Source organism: Paenarthrobacter sp. TE3676, assembly GCF_056279165.1.
In genome coordinates, this window is sequence record NZ_JBWBQU010000001.1 from 356270 (window position 1) to 372558 (window position 16289).

General features: G+C 62.8%; 11 protein-coding genes. 7 read left to right on the plus strand and 4 right to left on the minus strand.

Annotation, left to right across the window (positions count from 1 at the left end; genetic code table 11):
- The first annotated feature begins 256 nt into the window (after positions 1–256).
- The 4 genes from serA (at position 257) to metG (ending at position 7218) form a co-directional block, all read left to right on the plus strand.
- On the plus strand, positions 257–1852 hold the full coding sequence (serA, locus tag ACZ881_RS01795; RefSeq protein WP_476112190.1) for a phosphoglycerate dehydrogenase: 1596 nt from the start codon (positions 257–259) through the stop codon (positions 1850–1852).
- Positions 1853–2061: 209 nt separating this feature from the next.
- Entirely contained in the window at positions 2062–4872 is a 2811-nt protein-coding gene (locus ACZ881_RS01800; protein ID WP_179017215.1) for an FtsX-like permease family protein, read from the plus strand.
- On the plus strand, positions 4869–5624 hold the full coding sequence (locus ACZ881_RS01805) for an ABC transporter ATP-binding protein (RefSeq protein ID WP_364308710.1): 756 nt from the start codon (positions 4869–4871) through the stop codon (positions 5622–5624). The genes ACZ881_RS01800 and ACZ881_RS01805 overlap by 4 nt, the downstream gene beginning before the upstream one ends.
- A 34-nt stretch (positions 5625–5658) precedes the next feature.
- Positions 5659–7218, plus strand: a complete 1560-nt coding sequence (metG, locus tag ACZ881_RS01810; protein WP_476112193.1) for a methionine--tRNA ligase — start codon at positions 5659–5661, stop codon at positions 7216–7218.
- 112 nt (positions 7219–7330) lie between these two features.
- Here metG and ACZ881_RS01815 read toward each other — a convergent pair whose 3' ends face one another.
- From ACZ881_RS01815 to ACZ881_RS01830, 4 genes are all read right to left on the minus strand, one after another.
- Positions 7331–9796: an ABC transporter permease gene (locus tag ACZ881_RS01815; RefSeq protein WP_476112195.1), complete on the minus strand. Its 2466-nt coding sequence runs from the start codon at positions 9794–9796 to the stop codon at positions 7331–7333.
- A gap of 3 nt (positions 9797–9799) precedes the next feature.
- Positions 9800–10594, minus strand: a complete 795-nt coding sequence (locus ACZ881_RS01820) for an ABC transporter ATP-binding protein (RefSeq protein WP_364308707.1) — start codon at positions 10592–10594, stop codon at positions 9800–9802.
- Between the two features lie 88 nt (positions 10595–10682).
- A complete protein-coding gene (locus tag ACZ881_RS01825) occupies positions 10683–11396 on the minus strand; it encodes a response regulator (protein WP_091468192.1) in 714 nt (237 codons plus the stop codon).
- Between the two features lie 3 nt (positions 11397–11399).
- Positions 11400–12584: a sensor histidine kinase gene (locus ACZ881_RS01830; RefSeq protein WP_364308705.1), complete on the minus strand. Its 1185-nt coding sequence runs from the start codon at positions 12582–12584 to the stop codon at positions 11400–11402.
- A gap of 136 nt (positions 12585–12720) precedes the next feature.
- Here ACZ881_RS01830 and ACZ881_RS01835 point away from each other — a divergent pair, with 136 nt between their 5' ends.
- From ACZ881_RS01835 to ACZ881_RS01845, 3 genes are all read left to right on the plus strand, one after another.
- Positions 12721–13773 carry a 3-isopropylmalate dehydrogenase gene (locus ACZ881_RS01835; protein WP_476112198.1) on the plus strand — a complete coding sequence of 351 codons (1053 nt, stop codon included), beginning with the start codon at positions 12721–12723 and terminating at the stop codon, positions 13771–13773.
- A gap of 120 nt (positions 13774–13893) precedes the next feature.
- On the plus strand, positions 13894–15006 hold the full coding sequence (locus ACZ881_RS01840) for a branched-chain amino acid aminotransferase (RefSeq protein WP_309075607.1): 1113 nt from the start codon (positions 13894–13896) through the stop codon (positions 15004–15006).
- A gap of 464 nt (positions 15007–15470) precedes the next feature.
- A complete protein-coding gene (locus tag ACZ881_RS01845; protein WP_476112201.1) occupies positions 15471–16268 on the plus strand; it encodes an MBL fold metallo-hydrolase in 798 nt (265 codons plus the stop codon).
- Positions 16269–16289 lie beyond the last annotated feature (21 nt).

Consider the following 16289-nt stretch of genomic DNA (forward strand, 5'->3'; position numbering starts at 1 on the left):
GACGCCCGTCCGGAGAACATAGCCGGGCGGGCGTCGTCGTTTCTCCACCGACACCAGTTTCTCCAGTGAATTGCCCAGCCTCATGGGCTGTGAACTTCTTCACAACAACTACCGGCCCGGCCGTAACATCCCTCCCCGGCACCGGAAACCCTGCCCGGATTCGATATTCTGGGCTGGTCCCGGCGCCGTGCCCCGGGCCACGCATCCGCTCCTTGTCCAGTTCTGTCCAAAGTTGTCCAAAGTAAGGTGCCACCCCGTGTCAGTCAGCAAACCCGTCGTCCTCCTCGCCGAGGAACTTTCGCCCGCCACAGTCGAGGCATTGGGCCCGGACTTTGAAATCCGACAGACCGACGGCGCCGACCGTTCCCAGCTGCTGTCCGCCATTGCCGACGTCGACGCCGTCCTGGTCCGTTCGGCCACCCAAGTGGATGCCGAAGCCATCGCTGCGGCCAAGAACCTTAAGGTCATCGCCCGCGCCGGCGTGGGGCTGGACAACGTGGACATCAAGTCCGCAACGCAAGCAGGCGTCATGGTGGTCAACGCGCCCACGTCCAACATCGTTTCTGCCGCAGAGCTCACCGTGGGCCACATCCTGAGCCTCGCCCGCCACATTCCGCAGGCCAGCTCTGCGCTGAAGAACGGCGAGTGGAAGCGCTCAAAGTACACCGGCATTGAACTCTTCGAGAAGAAGATCGGCATCATCGGCCTTGGCCGTATCGGCGCACTGGTAGCAGCACGCCTGCAGGGATTCGAAACCGAAATCCTCGCCTATGACCCCTACATCACGGCTGCACGCGCGGCCCAGTTGGGCGTCAAGCTTGTAACTTTGGATGAACTGTTGGAAAACGCCGACTTCATCACCATCCACATGCCCAAGACGCCGGAGACGGTAGGCATGTTGGGCGCCGACGCCTTCCGCAAGATGAAGGAAACGGCGTACGTCATCAACGTGGCACGTGGTGGCCTGGTGGACGAAGAAGCCCTGTACACGGCTTTGAAGGAAGGCCAGATCGCGGGCGCCGGCGTGGACGTCTTCGTCAAGGAACCCAGCACCGACCTGCCGTTCTTCGAGCTCGACAACGTCGTTGTCACCCCGCACCTTGGAGCGTCCACGGATGAGGCCCAGGAGAAGGCCGGCGTGTCAGTGGCCAAGTCGGTTCGCCTTGCCCTTGCAGGCGAACTGGTTCCCGATGCCGTGAACGTTGCCGGAGGCGTCATCGCTCCCGATGTTCGCCCGGGTATACCGCTGATCGAAAAGCTGGGCCGGATCTTCACGGCGCTTACCCACGCGTCCCTCACCCAGATCGACGTTGAGGTGGCCGGCGAAATTGCCGCGCTGGACGTCAAGGTACTCGAACTGGCTGCGCTGAAGGGCGTCTTCGCTGATGTGGTCACGGAGCAGGTCTCCTACGTGAATGCTCCGGTAATCGCAGAACAGCGTGGCATCAACACCAGGCTGATCACCACCCCCGACGCCGAGGACTACCGCAATGTCCTGACCATCCGTGGTGCCCTCAGCGATGGTTCGCAGATCTCTGTTGCCGGTACCCTCACGGGTCCCAAGCAGGTGGAGAAGCTCGTAGGCGTCAACGGATACGACGTCGAAATTCCTATCAGCGAGCACCTGGTTGTTGTGGCCTACGCCGACCGTCCGGGCGTGATTGGCACCATCGGACACATTTTGGGAATGAACAACATCAACATCGGCGGGATGCAGGTTGCCCGCCAGACCGAAGGCGGCCAGGTTCTTGCGCTCCTGACCATCGACAGCTCGGTTCCGCAGCAGGTCCTGGAAGCCATCAAGGCCGGTATCGGCGCAGAGATGGTTCGCGAAGTGGACCTGGAGGACTAGCACTGATCTTCATCAGCTAGGTTCGCGTGCCGGCGACACACCATGGCACGCAGGAGTGGCCGGTCTGCTTACAATGGCTGGGTCCGGGATTCGGACCCGGCAGCAGGCCGGCCACAACTTTTTGCACATACAGCCCGGTCTTCCTCTGTGTCTTTTGAGGAATCACGGCGCGTGTGTGCGCGCCCGCAATCAAGGTCTCAGGGAGCCCAATGAACGCCGTCCAAAGGTTCATCAGAAGCCGTGTGCTGCTGCTGACCGCGGCCATTTTGATCGTCGCCATGTGCTTGTCCGTCCTCGTCCAGAGCCAGTCGCAGGCGGCTCTGAACAGGACAGTGGACGAGAACTCGCGGGGACTCTACGACATCCTGGTCCAGGCAAAGCCTGACCAATCACAAGATGGCGACGGCGGTGCATTGATTCAGCCGGAAATCGCCAACGGCCAAGGCGGCATCAGCTTTGAGCAGCTGGAGAAGATCCGGACCATGGGCCAAACGGCCGTGGCCGCGCCCATCAGCCTGGTCTCGCGTGTATCGCAGAACCTTGAAGCTCCGCGGCTCAACGCCATGGACTACCTGGGCTATAACGCGGGCCTTGCCGGCGCAGTGACGGCGGGGGATCCATCCGCCATGGATTCGGGCAAGTGGCCTGCAGCGGAATCAGTACTGCCTGATTCCCCCAAGAAGTACCGCCTGACCGCCTCGGCCACGAGCTCGGACGGAGCTAACCAGAAAACCCTTTTCAAAACCAGCGCTGAGGGCACCTTGGGCAAGGGCCGCCTGATCCAGGAGCAGACGGCGGGCGGCACCAACGTCCGGATCGCAGGCCCTGAGGGCGAGACGGGCGTCAAGTTCCCCGCCCCGGCCTTGGGCTCGGAGCACAATCTCTTTAATCTCTCCGTGGCGCTTCCCCTGGCGCCTGAGGTGACAGAGTCCGTCGTTGCCGTCGACCCTGCCGCTGAGCGGGCGCTGCTGGGCTCAGCAGGAGATTTCCTGGCACCGCTGGAGAAGGCTCCTCCGGCGGATGCCCGTGACGCGGGCGCTATCGGACGCCACTTCGAGAGTCTTTTCACCACCGGCCTCAGCATGGACCAGTTGGAAGAAGGTCCCGATTTCCTGGGCGTCAAGCTCAAGCACTGGGCGCCGCTGATGACGCAGTACCAGCAGGCCAAGCGCGACGGCCTGCTGACTGCGGACTCCCAAGCCATTCCGCTGATTGTCCGTTCAGGCACGTCCCTTGACCTGCAGTACTCAGTGAAGATCGAGGAACTTGACGCCAGCGGCAAGGTAGTCAATGAGGTGGGCACGGTAACGCGTTCACTGGACAAGGACTACCTTCCGTTCGTGTCGAAGTCCCCATTCGCCCTCGAGTGGCCTGGATCAACCGACCACAGCAAATTGCTGGGCAGCACGGCCTCCTTCAGCCAGGGTTTGTACAATCCCGCCACGTGGAGCACGGCATTTGCCGCAGCGCCCCAGTACAAGGACGGCGACGAAGCTTCCAACGGCGCGTCGGATAAGAGCGCCACACCGGGGGACTGGGTTACGGTGAACCGTCTGCCGGAGAAGTCGTCCTTCGGTGCGCCCGTGGACCAGACGCAGCGTAAGCCGGTGGAGGAGCGCTCATACCGGGAAGACCTGGAAACAGGCAAGAAGCCGGCAACGCCGCTGCCCATGGTGTACGGCACCTTCGACCCTGCCGCCGTGAAGTCAGCTGCCGGGGACGTCAACAAGCTGCCCTTGGGCGGCTACGACCCCACGCCGATGACTCTCACCAAGGACGCTGAGGGCAAAGAGGTTGAGGGCACGGAACTGAAGCCATCGCTGAGTGCTACGGGCTTGGTCAGCCAGTCCGCCGGCGCCATCACCGATTACTACGGTCTGGCAGCCGCCCGTGGTTACGACACCAACGCGGACGTCATTGACGCTATCCGTGTCAAAGCGTCAGCAACCGGAAACTGGAAGACGGCACAGCCCGAGGTGGAGAAGTTGGCCACCCAGATCCGTGAGCTCGGCCTTGAGGCTACGGTCGTGGCGGGTTCCGCCCGTGAAGATGCCAATATCTTCGTCCCCGGCTACAGCAAGGACGACGCCGGCAAGGAATCACCCCTGGGCACTGTCCAGCAGTCGTGGGTGCGCCAGGACGCAGCCGATGCCGTCTCAGGTTCCCTCACCGGAACCAACATCACCCTGCTGTTCCTGACGCTGCTTGGTGCGACGCTCCTGACGGGCGCCTCCACCGTCAGCTACATCCGACAACGCCGAAGCGAAGCCGGCATCCTCCGCGCCATGGGTTGGACCCAGAAACGGATCCGCTCCTGGGTCCTGGAAGAATTCGCGGTGGGAGCTGCCGCACTCGCGGCGGCGGGACTCGTCCTCAGCTTGCTGAGCTGGAACGTTGCCACCGTGATCGTCTCAGTCACGATGCTGGTCATCTACAGCGCTGCTGCATTGCTCGCCGCCCAGCAGTTGCGCCACCGCGTCGTGATTGATCAGGAACCGCAGCACGATGAACGCCTGGTGACTGTTGACTCGCCCCTGACGTTCGCCAACAGGCAGCTCACCACCAACCGCTTCAACTCGATCTCCCTGGCCGTGGCAGTGGGTGTGTTCGGTGCAGCAGTGGGTGCCCTGATCGCGCTCCTGATCGACATTCCCCGAGCAGCCGGCGCAAGCGCTTTGAGCGGTCTGGCCGCTGCCAGCATCACCTTGCCGAGCATCATCCTCGCTGTGTTCGGTGTGGTTGTTGGCCTTCTCCTGACCTTGGTCACCGGCCGCTTCGAGCTCCACGCCAAACGGGAGTACCTCGGTACTTTGCGTGCCATGGGCTGGAACCCGGACATGCTTGGCCAGGTCCGCTTCTTCGAAAACGCACTTGTGGGCACAGTGGCACTTCCCTTGGGTGTCCTTGGTGCCCTGGGGCTGGGATTGCTCCTGGCTCCCTACGCGGCTCTTTGGGCCGGTTTGGCCGGTCTGCTGGCCGTAATTTGCTGGATTCCGATTGCAACGAAAGTAGTCAAATGACTGACAACCTCAACCCCGAGCTGACGGCCACCCCGGAATCCACGGACGAGTCGCTGCAGACCCGTGCCAACACCATCGTGAGGGCCACGGACCACGCAACTCCCTTGGAACTGAGCCGGGTCACCATTCATTACGGTGGCGACAAGGGCGGTGCCGAGGAAGTGGACGTCGTGGACGACTTCAACCTCACCCTTCACGCTGGTGAGATGCACTGCATCGCCGGACGAAGCGGTTCCGGTAAGACCAGCATCCTGACGGTGAGCGCGGGACTTACGCTCCCGACGTCGGGCAAGGTCTTGTGGGAAGGCCAGCCGTTGGACACCATGGGCGACGACGAGATCGCGGACCGCCGACGGGCCCTGATTGGTTACGTGGACCAGGGCGGCGCCTTGATCGATGGCATGAGCGCCTTGGAGAACGTCCTGCTCCCCGCCGTACCCGACGGCGAAGTGGAACAGCGTACCGAGATGGCAAAGGACCTCCTGGACCTGGTGGGCCTCGGACGCCGTATGCGCCACCGTCCCGCGCAGCTCTCCGGTGGTGAACGCCAGCGTGTCGCCATTGCCCGCGCCCTGATTCTGGGCACCCGCGTCCTGGTGGTGGACGAACCCACGGCCAGCCTCGACCGCGCAGCGGCCAACCGCATCATCGGCATTCTCAAGGACACCACCAGCGATGGCATTGCCGTCCTGGTTGCTTCCCACGACCATGAACTGGTCCGGCTCAGCGATACGCTGACCGAACTTAACTAAGCTATTTCATCCCAAAAAAAGGTAACTTCTTAGAGTGACGTCTCCAGAGAAATCCCCGTTCTACATCACCACCGCAATCAGCTACCCCAATGGCGTGCCGCACATCGGCCACGCCTACGAGGTCATCGCGACTGATGCCATGGCGCGGTTCAAGCGCCTTGACGGCCATGAGGTGTTCTTCATGACCGGAACGGACGAGCACGGACTCAAGATGCAGCAATCAGCCGAGAAGGAAGGCATTACTGCCAAGCAGCTCGCTGACCGCAATTCGGCAGCCTTCAAGCAGATGAGCCAGGACTTGGGGATCTCCCACGACCGCTTCATCCGCACCACGGATAAGGACCACTACGCGGCTTCCCAGGCCATCTGGAAGAAGATGGAAGCCAACGGTGATATCTACCTGTCCAAGTACGAGGGCTGGTACTCCGTCCGCGACGAGGCCTACTACGTCGAGGACGACACCGTGGTGAAGGAGGATGGGCTCCGCTACTCCAAGGAGACGGACACCCTTGTCACCTGGACTGCCGAGGAAAGCTACTTCTTCCGGCTCTCCAACTATCAGGACAAACTCCTTGCCCTGTATGAGGAACAGCCTGAATTCGGTGCGCCGCAATCCCGTTTCAATGAGGTCATCAGCTTTGTGCGACGTGGTCTGGAGGACCTGTCCATCAGCCGCACCACCTTCGACTGGGGTGTCCCGGTCCCGGGCGACGAGAAGCACGTCATGTACGTCTGGGTTGACGCGCTCACCAACTACCTGACCGGCGTCGGCTACCCGGACATCGAGTCGGAATCCTTCAAGAAGTTCTGGCCCGCCGACGTGCACGTCATCGGCAAGGACATCTCACGCTTCCACGCCATCTATTGGCCCGCGTTCCTCATGAGCGCAGGGCTGGAACTGCCCAAGCGCGTCATGATCCATGGCTTCCTCACCAACAACGGTGTGAAGATGTCCAAGTCATTGGGGAATGTTGTGGCACCTCAGGATTTCGTGGCGCAGTACGGCCTGGACCAGTGCCGCTACTTCTTCCTCCGCGAAGTTCCTTTCGGGGCGGATGGCAACTACAACCACGAAGCCATCGTGGGCCGCATGAACTCGGATCTGGCCAACAACTTCGGCAACCTCGCGCAGCGTTCGCTGTCCATGGTGGCGAAGAACTGTGAAGGCAAGGTTCCGGTTCCCGGCGCGTATACAGCCGAGGACAGCGCTTTGTTGGCCCAGGCCGGCGAATTGTTGGGCACTGCACGTGCCGCCTTCGATAAGCAGGAATTCAGCAGGGCCCTTGAAGCGATCTGGACTGTCCTCGGCGACACCAACGCTTACTTCGCGGAGCAGGCTCCGTGGGTGCTGCGCAAGACTGACCCGGAGCGCATGAACACGGTCTTGTACGTCACCTTGGAGGTTGTCCGCATCGTGGCGATCCTCGCCCAGCCGGTCATGCCGTCGTCGTCCGCGAAGCTCCTTGAGGTGCTCGGGCAGACTGAAGGCGAGTCGCGCCGGTTCGCCGCCGTCGCCACCCCGATTGTTGCCGGCACGGAATTGCCCGCCCCGGCTCCCGTCTTCCCGCGCTACGAAGAACCCGTCGAGGCGTAGACCCTCTTTCACATAACAGCCACAAACAGGAAACGCTCTCTCACTACCTTCCGGTCCGTCCGGGGTAGTGAGAGAGCGTTTCCTGTTACAGGGCGATGAAGTGGGAGAGGGTCTAGGCTGTGGCCAGTCCCTCCACCGGTGACAACCGTGCCGCGCGCCTGGCAGGGACCACCGAAGCCAGGAGTCCGGCCACCACGGCGACCCCAAAGACAGCCGTCAGCTGAAGCCACGGCACGGCCGGAACAACAGTGGCTACGCCTCCCAGGCTTGCCTGCGCGCCAAGCCAGCCATAAACGATGCCCAAACCTGCGCCCATGATCGCGGCCACACCTGCGACGAGCACGGCCTCGATGGCCAGCATGCCGCGGAGTTGGCCCCTGGTCAGCCCCAAAGCACGGAGCAACGAGTTCTCGCGCGTCCGTTCCAGGACCGAAAGTGACAACGTGTTGGCCACACCGATCAACGCGATCACCACCGCGACACCAAGGAGCCCCGTGACTACCAGCAACAGGACATCGATGATGCTGTTGAACGTCACCCGCTCAATCGCGGCACCGCTGACAGTGCGCTCATGCACGCCCAACTCTGCGGCGATCTCCTTCTGGATGGCCTGAACCCGATCTGCGGATACTGAATCATCCAGTTTCACCCACACCATCCCGGGAATTTCCGGCAGCGTACCGGAAGAGATGCTGGAGCTTTCCACAAAGGCAGGCACATGGCGGGTACGCAGGACTTTGGCATCGAGCGAAATGGTTCCGGCCGCCGTCGTGATGCTTGCCGGGCCTTCGGTGGAGTCCTCAGGCAGATACACGGTGTCCGCGGACGGCTTCAAGTGGTTATCACGCACCACGGATGCAGCGTCTGCGGCGGAGAGACCATAGATGGTCATGCCGCCGTCGGGCGTCGCATTGTCATTCAGCGTTCCCACCGGCTGCAGCAGCACTGCAGCGCTGACGCCGTCGAGCGCTTTGATCCGGGATACAGCCTGGGCGGGATCGCTGGCGTCCACCGCGGTCTGGGCGGACAGGTCCACCGGGTAGTTTTCAGCCAAGGTGTCGTTGAAGGCGTGCCTGGAGGTAGCCGCCCCCGTCATCATGAGGGAAACCAAGGTGACGCCGATCAGCAGCGCGGCGGCAGTAGCGGAGGTACGTGCCGGGTTCCGCGTCGCGTTGACGGCGGCAAGCTTGCCTGGCACACCGGCCGGTGCGGCCAGACGTCCGGCCAGGGCCACCACGGTGGGAATGAACAGGGTGGAGCACAACAGGATGCCCACAAACGAGACAGCTCCACCCAGCAGCGCCACAAGCAAGGAAACAGTCATGCTGCCGTATACCAGCAGGGCTGTTCCGCCCAGCAGGGCCAACAGGCCCAGGACAAGGCGAATCCTGCCGCGGCGGTTGCTTACGGAGGCGTCGTCGGACGGGCGGAGGGCGGCGAGTGGTGCGACGGCGGTGGCCGCCTTCGCGGGCACCAGCGCGGCAACTACGGTCAGAAGCGTTCCGGCCACCAAGCCGGCAATGATGGCCGACGGCGGCACCGCCAACGTAGCGAACGCCTGCTCGGGCTGGGATTTGGCCCAGGCGATCAAGCCGGTCATCAGTCCCGTGGCAGCGAGGACACCCAACACTGAAGAGATGAAACCAACCACGACCGCCTCCAGCATCACCGACCCGCGGATCTGTGCCCGGCCGGCGCCCAAGCATCGGAGCAACGCCAACTCCCTGGTCCGTTGAGCTACCAGCACTGAGAACGTATTGGCCACCACCAACGTGGAAACGAGGATGGCCACCCCTGCGAAGGCTAGCAGGACAACGGTCAACTGGTCCTGGCCTGCACTGAGCATGGCCACTGTGGAGGTGACTTTCTCCTGCGCCGTTTCCAGCACGGCCCCAACGGCACCTGCTGCTTCCATACGGTGCGCAATGTAGTCCTTGGCTGCTGTGACGTCTTCCCCGGGCTTGAGTGCAAACTGTAGCCCCGAGTATTCGGCGCCCGCGTCCTGGACCGCGTTCAGCACTGACTCAGAACCCACCAGCTGGGCAGCCGACGACGAGAAAGGGTCATTGGTGGCCTTGGTCAGGCCCGTAATGGTCACCTTTGCAGTCTTGACGGGTCCCGCACCCCGCAGCTCCAAAGTGCTGCCGACTGTGAGGCCCAGATGATCCGCCGTCTTGACGTCAATGACGGCTTCCGAGACGCCCGATGGCATGGACCCGGAGGAAAGCACTGCGCCCTCCAGGGAAGCCGGTGCCGCATTGCGCAACCGGCCGTATTGTTCACCGCCACCAGCCTCGAACGTCACGTAGGTGGAACGCTCGGGATAGCTGTCCTGCACTGAGGGCGCGGAAACCGCTGCGTCCACCGCTGCCTGGGTGAACGGCTCCCCGTTCTTGGACGTAGCCACAACATCGGCGTTGCGGTACGCCTCGCCGATGCTCGCGCCCAGTGATGCATTGGTGCTCGCGCCCACCATCAGCGTGGCGGAGAGGAACATGACAGACAACATAACTGCAAGCCCGATGGCCACGAAACGCCGGAAATGGGTGGTCAATTGGGAAAGGGCAACACGCAACATGCTCTAGGCCCCCAGCTTGCCGAGGGCAGCCAGCACAGAATCGGCAGTGGGATCGTGGATCTCTCCCACCAGGCCTCCATCACTCATCAGCACCACGCGGTCCGCGTAGCTCGCCGCCACGGGATCATGGGTGACCATAATGATCGTTTGCCCCATCTCCTGGCTGCTCCTGCGCAGCAACGCCAGGACTTCCCCGCCCGCCCGTGAGTCCAGGTTTCCAGTGGGTTCGTCGCCGAAGACGACGTCGGGACGCGTCAGCAACGCCCGGGCAACCGCCACGCGCTGCTGTTGGCCGCCCGAGAGCTCATGGGGCCGGTGCTTCAAACGGTCCTTGAGCCCTAGCGTTGTGACTACGGTATCCAGCCACCCGGCGTCGGCGGTGGTTCCCGCCAAGGCGAGCGGAAGCGTGATGTTCTGTTCGGCGGTCAAGGTGGGCACCAGGTTGAACGCCTGGAAAACGAAGCCGATCCGCTCGCGGCGCAAAGCGGTGAGCTGACGGTCATTGAGCCCCGTCAATTCGGTGCCGCCCAACAAGATCCGTCCGGAGTCGGCCGTGTCCAAGCCGGCAAGGCAATGCATCAAGGTGGACTTGCCGGAACCGGACGGTCCCATGATGGCAGTGAACTTTCCGGCATCGAAGCTCACTGACACTTTGTTCAAGGCAGTGACGGTGGTGTCAGCCCGGCCGTAGCTCTTGGTCAGCTCATGCGCCTCCACGGCGGGACGAGCCTGGGCGTCTTCCGGGCCTGCGGGCCGATCGGTTCCTGACGGGTGGGGGAGAGGCGTGAATGTTGTCATGGTTCCACGCTATGTTTCCGGCCGGCCCTGCCGGATCGGGCCGCAGGCCCATTATCAGGGAGGCTTGCTCATACCCTGGTCTGAGTTGCTAGGTACCAGGGGCTACAACGCCGGTCTCATAGGCGATGACCACTACTTGAACGCGGTCCCGTGCGCCAAGCTTCGCCAGGATATGCCCCACGTGGGTCTTGACCGTAGCCTCGGACAAGAACAGCCCCGCCGCGATTTCCGGGTTTGATTGTCCCTGCGCGATCAGCTGGAAAACCTCGCGCTCGCGGGCTGTGAGGCGCTCGACTGCGGCAGCATGTTCAGTCTGCTCCGGTGTCTGCGTCCTCAGGAGTGGCGCCACGTGGTCAAGCAGGCGTCGGGTTGTGGAGGGGGCAATCACGGCGTCCCCGCGGTAGACAGTGCGGATGGCCTCCAGTAGTTCCTCCGGCGGCGCATCTTTTAGGAGGAATCCGCTGGCGCCGGCCTGAATGGCTGCAAGGGCGTACTCGTCAAGGTCAAAGGTGGTGAGGACCACAATTTTGACATCGGCCCGCTGCGAACCGACGGGCTGTGCCGCTGCCTGTTCCAGGATGCGACGGGTCGCTTCAATCCCGTCCATACCAGGCATTCGAACATCCATCAGGACCACGTCGGCAGCGGTGGCGCTCAGGGCTTGGACCGCCTCGATCCCGTTGCCGGCCTCAGCAACTACTTCAAGGTCCGGCTGCGAATTGATGAGCATGCCAAAACCCGATCGGACCAACTGCTGGTCATCAACGAGGGCCACCCGGATGGGTGCGGAAACTTCAGGCATGGATCAGGCCTCCGAATACGGGATAAATGCGGACACACGGAAACCGCCGCCCTGTTCAGGTCCCGCGGTCAAGGAACCATCGTAGAGGGAGACACGCTCACCCATTCCCAATAGTCCGTTACCGCCCCCTGCCGAGGGCGGATCAGCAGCGGCGCCCCGGCCGTCGTCGATGATGTCCAGTTGCAGGCCACGGGCCTGCCACGTCAGGGTGACGCTCGCCGTCGCCTTCGGTCCTGCGTGTTTCATCACGTTGGTCAAGGCTTCCTGGATGATTCGATAAGCCGTGAGTTCCGCGCCGGCTGGTAGGGCCCTGCGGGGTACACCGGTTTGTTCGAACGCCACCTGCAGTGTTGCGGCGCGGAAGCCGAGGAGGAGTTCGTCAAGATCGGAAAGCCGGGGTTGAGGGCGGGTAGGGGAGTCGTCGTCGGAGCGGAGTACGCCCAGCAGTCTTCGCATCTCGCCCAGCGAATCCCGGCCCGTGGCCGCAATAGTGGCCAGTGCCTCGGTCGCGAGTTCGGGTTTCGCGGCGGCAGCGTATCGGGCTCCGTCGGCCTGGGTGATGATGACGGACAGGGAGTGCGCCACGATGTCGTGCATTTCCCGGGCAATGTGGGAACGTTCGTCGGCGGCAGCCAGCTTGCGCTCCTGCATCTGCTCCACTTCAAGCCTCCGCGTGCGATCCTCAAGAGCCTGAAGCTGTAACCGGCGTACGCGCGTGAGGTCGCCCAATGTCCAGCTCACCAGCACCAGCATCCATATCAGCACGGTATAAAGCGCACCGATGGTGAGACCCAGGATGCCGGACTCAGCTGTGGTTGAAAAGAGCCGGGTAGTGAGCATGACTCCACCCAACAGGCCGGCCAGAAGAACCGTCCGGCTCGCCCACGCGGGCCCATAAGCCGCCGTAGCGTAGATGACCAGCGGGACGGCGATTTGGCCAGCTACGGGTTCGACGCCCGCTGCCCACTGGATGAGACACACCAGGATGACTACGCCGGCCGCCACGGCCGGGCGGGTGCGTCGCCATGCGAGGGGCAGCAGGAGGCTGCAGGACAAGAGGAACAGCCAAGGGCGGTCCGCGACCAGATATACGGGACCAAAGAGGAGGATAAGGAGGCACGTGGCCGTCATATCAACTTTGAAGCGGTTGATCCGGAACCATTCGTATATCTCGTGCCTTCTATCCACGATACGACTCTATGTGCACGCGACCGGCCCGGGCATCATGCCGTGGTCTGAGTCTTACCCAAGTCCCGGGCACGCCCAGTGTTCGAAGAGTGAGACGATTTTGACCAGCATGTGGATTGCTTGGCTAGATAGAGCTATGAGTGCAACGTCCATCAATCTCGCTGTCATCCCTGGCGACGGCATTGGCCCTGAGGTCATCGCCGAAGCCGTCAAGGTCCTCGAAAAGGCTGTCGCCGCCGAAGGCGTGGCCCTCGAGCTGACCAACTACAAGCTTGGCGCCCAGCACTGGCTTGAGACTGGCGAGACCCTCCCGGACGAGGTCCTGGAAGACCTGCGCACGCGTGACGCCATCCTCTTCGGAGCAGTGGGCGCAGCCCCGGGGGATACCCGCATCCCTTCCGGCATTATCGAACGCGAGATGCTGCTCAAGCTCCGCTTCAGCCTGGACCACTACGTGAATCTGCGCCCGTCCCGCTTGTACGGCACCGTCGGCAGCCCCCTGGCGAACCCCGGCACCATCGATTTCATCGTCGTCCGCGAAGGTACTGAAGGTCCCTATGTGGGCAACGGTGGCACCCTGCGCGGCGGAACACCCCACGAAGTGGCCACGGAAGTTTCCCTCAACACAGCTCACGGTGTGGAGCGGGTCGTCCGCGATGCCTTCCGCCGCGCCAACGAGCGTCCGCGCAAGCACGTCACGCTCGTCCACAAGCACAATGTGCTGGTCTTCGCCGGGCACTTGTGGAAGCGCACGGTCGAGGCTGTGGCCCTGGAATTCCCCGAGGTCACCCACGACTACCTGCACATTGACGCCGCCACCATCTTCATGGTGACCGACCCCTCCCGTTTCGATGTCATCGTCACCGACAACCTGTTCGGCGACATCCTCACCGACCTCGCCGCTGCCATCACCGGCGGCATCGGCCTGGCGGCATCGGGCAACATCAACATGGACCGCACCGCACCGTCCATGTTCGAGCCCGTCCACGGCTCAGCCCCGGACATCGCCGGACAGCAGAAAGCCGATCCCACCGCGGCCATCCTCTCCGCAGTGCTCCTCTTGGACCACCTTGGCTACACCACGGCGGCCCGCAAGATCGAAGCGGCAGTAGTCGCCGACGTCGAAGCCCGCACCGGCGAGCCGCGCAGCACGGCTGCTATTGGCGATGCCATTGCGGCCGCACTTTAGGCCCATTTCTCAGGCGTAAGCTTGTGTTGAATTATTTACCTGCTTCCCTGGTCCATTGCTGAACCACACCCTTTTTTGGGGCCCGGTTCGCCCTGCCAGGTAGCTGACTGTGGAGGAAACATGACTCAGACTGCCCATGGCGTCGAATTCAGCCAGCAGCTTTCGGATACCCCGAAGTCTGCTGAGGAGCGTGCAGCCGTCCTGGCGAACCCAGGCTTCGGCGACTACTTCACCGACCACACCGCCGTCGTCGACTACAAGGTTGACGCCGACGGAAATGGCGGTTGGCAGAATGCCCGGATCGAGCCTTACGGACCCATCTCCCTGGACCCCTCGGCTGCGGTTCTGCACTACGGCCAGGAAATCTTCGAAGGCCTGAAGGCATACCGCCACGCTGACGGCTCCGTTTGGACTTTCCGGCCCGAAGCCAACGCCGCCCGCTTGAACAAGTCCGCGCGTCGCCTAGCCCTCCCGGAGCTGCCCGAGGAGTACTTCCTCGGCGCGATCCGCGAACTCGTCCAGGCTGATAAGGAATGGGTTCCTTCCGGCGACGGTGAAGCCCTCTACCTGCGTCCGTTCATGATCGCCACGGAGGCGTTCCTTGGTGTTCGTGCCGCGCGCGAAGTGTCCTTCCGCGTCATTGCTTCTCCTGCCGGCAACTACTTCGGCGGCGAGCTCAAGCCCGTCTCCATCTGGATCTCCCGCGAATATGCCCGTGCCGGCCGCGGCGGAACCGGTGCCGCCAAGTGCGGAGGCAACTACGCAGCTTCCCTGATCGCGCAGCAGGAAGCCGAAGCGAACGGTTGCAAGCAGGTGCTTTTCCTGGACCACTTCAACGACGACGCCGTGGAAGAACTCGGCGGCATGAACGTGTTCTTCGTCATGAAGGACGGCTCCCTGGTCACTCCGGCCCTTAGCGGCACCATCCTTGAAGGTGTCACCCGCATGTCCGTTATCCAGGTGGCCAAGGACATGGGCCGTGAAGTCACCGAGCGCAAGATCACCCTGGACGAGTGGCGCGACGGCGTGGCCTCAGGTGAGATCACCGAAGTCTTCGCTTGTGGCACCGCAGCCGTGATCACGCCGATCGGTGTGCTCAAGGACGCCACCGAATTCATCGGCTCCGAGGACGCGAAGGCCGGGGAAACCACTATGGCCATCCGCCAGCAGCTCCTGGGCATCCAAACCGGAACCGTCGAGGACACCCACGGCTGGCTGACCCGCCTGGTCTAGGTTTTCGGCTCAACAGCACGCACGACGGCGGCCCTTCCACTTGGCAACAAGCGGAAGGGCCGCCGTTCTGCTTCCCCGACGCTCTATCAGCTCCCTCGGGTTTGGGGCGGACGCTCTTTCAGCTCCTTCGGGTTTGGGGCGGACGCTCTTTCAGCTCCTTCGGGTTTGGGGCGGACGCTCTTTCACCTCCTTCGGGTTTGGGGCGGACGCTCTTTCACCCTCCCTCGGGTTTGGGGTGGACGCTCTTTCAGCTCCCTCGGGAGGCTTTAGATTGGCGACGGCGGCACCTTGGTGAGGCGACGGTGTCGGGCGTTGGTGGGAAGGGCTAGGGATGTGAGCGGGCGTTGGTGGGAAGGGTTAGGGATGTGAGCGGGCGTTGGTGGGAAGGGTTAGGGATGTGAGCGGGCGTTGGTGGGAAGGGTTAGGGATGTGAGAGAGCATCCGTTCAGTGCCAAGATGGGACAGTGACTTCAGAATCAACGGCGACCTCCCATGACAGTTCCCTGCAACGCAGCAGCGAACTCACCCGCTTCCGATTGGCCCCCAATCCGGGCCCGATGAGCCTGGACGGTACCAACTCGTACGTCATCGGCGCCCCGGGATCCCGTTATGTGGCGGTGGTAGACCCGGGCCCTGAAGACGAACAGCATTTGGCAGTGTTGGCATCGGCAGGGGTTGTGGACGTAGTCCTCATTACGCATCGGCATGCAGATCACACGGAGGCATCAGCACGTTTTCATCAGATCACCGGGGCGCCTGTCCGTGCTGCATTGCCGGAGCATTGCCACGGCGGCGAGCCGCTGATGGACGGCGAAGTCCTGACTGCAGGTGGCGTGGAGATCCGTGTGGTGGCCACCCCGGGTCACACGTCGGACTCCCTCTGCTTCCATCTCCCTGATGACGGGCCCAGCGGATCCGTCCTCACCGGCGATACGATTCTGGGCCGTGGAACCACTGTGTTGGATTACCCGGATGGCCGGTTGGGAGACTACCTTGCAAGCTTGGACAGGCTGGAAGGGCTAGGACGCGCAACACTGCTGCCCGCACATGGGCCTGTTCTGCCGGCCCTGGACGAAAAGTGCCGTGAGTACCGTCATCATCGCGAGCAGCGGCTCGACCAAATCCGGACGGCGTTGAAACATCTCGGTACGGAGGCATCCGTCGCTGCGGTCACGGATGCCGTTTATCCCGACGTCGACCCTTCCGTCAGGTGGGCGGCAGAGACTTCCGTTGCGGCCCAGTTGGATTACCTCCGAAGCTAAACCCGGACTGTAGGCTTGAGC

What these genes read in the sequence shown, in the direction of transcription:
- ACZ881_RS01805 (WP_364308710.1), top strand. Translation starts at nt 4,869, where the DNA reads ATGACTGACAACCTCAACCCCGAGCTGACGGCCACCCCGGAATCCACG.
- ACZ881_RS01825 (WP_091468192.1), bottom strand. Translation starts at nt 11,396, where the DNA reads ATGCCTGAAGTTTCCGCACCCATCCGGGTGGCCCTCGTTGATGACCAG.
- ACZ881_RS01840 (WP_309075607.1), top strand. Translation starts at nt 13,894, where the DNA reads ATGACTCAGACTGCCCATGGCGTCGAATTCAGCCAGCAGCTTTCGGAT.
- ACZ881_RS01820 (WP_364308707.1), bottom strand. Translation starts at nt 10,594, where the DNA reads ATGACAACATTCACGCCTCTCCCCCACCCGTCAGGAACCGATCGGCCC.
- ACZ881_RS01800 (WP_179017215.1), top strand. Translation starts at nt 2,062, where the DNA reads ATGAACGCCGTCCAAAGGTTCATCAGAAGCCGTGTGCTGCTGCTGACC.
- ACZ881_RS01815 (WP_476112195.1), bottom strand. Translation starts at nt 9,796, where the DNA reads ATGTTGCGTGTTGCCCTTTCCCAATTGACCACCCATTTCCGGCGTTTC.
- ACZ881_RS01835 (WP_476112198.1), top strand. Translation starts at nt 12,721, where the DNA reads ATGAGTGCAACGTCCATCAATCTCGCTGTCATCCCTGGCGACGGCATT.